Genomic DNA, 1,825 nt, shown 5'->3' with positions numbered 1-1,825 from the left:
CTCCGTACCGCTAACGCGGACGTGAGGGTGAACAGCTTACGTCGTCTCATGGGAGTTCATCCAATCGGAGCCAGGATTGGGGTGCTTCGTTCTGTTGGTATCTTAACCGTTCTTCGTAAACGCTGAAAAAAGGCAAGACTTCTCGTTGGGTTCTAGGCAATATTATCCAATTGGTTCGACATCTGCCTTTACAATAAATTCAGGATTAGGATCCATGGGGGTAGTTTGTTGGATCCCTGTCCCTCAGTTCTGGTCGTGGAGTTATCCCTATGTTGCTGGTCGGCTCAGGCGAAAAATTTGTGCGGCAGCTGGAGCAATCCGGGGCCCTGGCCATTTTTGTAACCCCGGAAGGGGGATCCGAAGGTCACTATTTGCGGCGGCTGCGGGGGGCGGGCTATCAGGTGGTGACCCTCTCCAGCAAGGGCATCGGGGATCTGGCTGGTTATCTGACTCGCATCCATGGGGTGCGGCCCGCCATTTTAGGCAAGTCGGAACGGCGCACCTATTTCTTCCCTCCCCTCATTGAGCAATATCGGGCCACCTTGCCCCCGAAAGCGAAGGGGTTGGTGTTCTGGTTTTATGAAGGGCACGTGCTCAGTCGGCAGGAGTTGTCTTACTTGGTGAAGCTGAGCCAAGAGGATAAGGGGGTGAAGTTTGTGGTGGAGTTGGGGCGAGATCAATCGATTCGTTGGCAACCTTTGCAGAGCGCCTGAAGAATTCTTTGCTACCATCTCAGGTAGATAGCCTGCGGCCCAGACAACCATCTCGCTAGTGGCTTCTTGTGCCCGTGACCTTGCCAAACGCCTCGCTGCAACAGGGTACCTGGTTCAAACTGATCTGTGGAGCAAGTTTCCATCACTTGCCCTCGGTTCGGGAGCTAGCCTTCCTTTATACGCTGGCCGGAGTAGATTGCATTGACTTGGCGGCGGATCCAGCGATTGTGCGAGCTGCCCAGCAAGGGATCCAGTGGGCCCAAGCAGAAGATCCACAAGCAGGATCCCCTTGGTTGATGGTCAGTGTCAACGACGGCGAGGATGTGCACTTTCGCAAGGCAGTGTTGACGGATCCTGTTTGTCCAGCCGATTGTCCGCAGCCCTGTGTGGCGGTTTGTCCTCCCCACGCCCTAGTTCCGCTGGCAGCTTCTGGAACCGTTCATATTCGAACGGAACTGTGCTATGGCTGTGGGCGTTGTGAACCGATCTGCCCTCACCACCGCATTGCCACCCCCAACCATCAGGTGCCTTTGCCCCAGGTACTGCCGTCACTGATTAGTCTGGGCATTCAAGCAGTAGAAATTCATACCTGCATCGGTCGGCAAGCACAGTTCGGGCAACTGTGGGGATCCCTGCGGCCTTGGCTGCCTCATCTGGAGGCTCTATCCATCAGCTTTAACGATGGCCCTGGCCTGGAGGCTTACCTACGGGATTTGCTGTCCCTGATGGATCCCCGGCCCAAGGTGTTGATTTGGCAGGTGGATGGTCGTCCCATGAGTGGGGATATTGGGTCGGGGTCGGGCACCAGTAAAGCCACCCTGAAGCTGGCCCACAAGGTGCTGAACATGGGTTTACCTGGTTATGTGCAGTTGGCAGGGGGAACCAATGCCCAAACGGTTCTGCTATTGGATCCCCGTTGGCCGGTGGCGGGATTGGCGTTTGGGAGTTATGCACGGCAGTTGGTGGCCTCCTACTTGGAAGAGGAATTGGCTGCTGGGATCCCGCTGGCTAAAGAGCTGGTGGCCCAAGTTAAACAGCGACCGGTAACGGTTGTCCCAGGCTTGCAACAAACTTCTTTCTCCTACGTTTGATTATTGACTATGAATTTCCCC

The 1,825-nt window shown here is 55.5% G+C and carries 2 protein-coding genes; both read left to right on the top strand.

Annotated elements, in window-relative coordinates; all coding sequences use genetic code 11:
• Positions 1-269 precede the first annotated feature (269 nt).
• Positions 270-713 (top strand): NAD(P)H-quinone oxidoreductase subunit N, encoded by a 444-nt coding sequence (gene ndhN, locus JX360_RS17335; protein ID WP_244353037.1) that lies wholly within the window; start codon positions 270-272, stop codon positions 711-713.
• Positions 714-787: 74 nt separating this feature from the next.
• The gene (locus JX360_RS17330; RefSeq protein ID WP_244353486.1) at positions 788-1,804 is read left to right on the top strand and encodes a Light dependent period protein LdpA domain-containing protein; all 1,017 of its coding nucleotides are present in this window, start codon (positions 788-790) and stop codon (positions 1,802-1,804) included.
• Positions 1,805-1,825 lie beyond the last annotated feature (21 nt).

The sequence above is a fragment of the Thermostichus vulcanus str. 'Rupite' genome, from assembly GCF_022848905.1.
GTDB lineage: Bacteria > Cyanobacteriota > Cyanobacteriia > Thermostichales > Thermostichaceae > Thermostichus > Thermostichus vulcanus_A.
Note: the sequence above shows the minus strand (reverse complement) of the source record. Positions and strands in the feature narration are given on the sequence as shown.

Bases quoted from the DNA above. Each gene is read 5' to 3' on its own strand.
- ndhN (WP_244353037.1), top strand. From the start codon at position 270: ATGTTGCTGGTCGGCTCAGGCGAAAAATTTGTGCGGCAGCTGGAGCAA.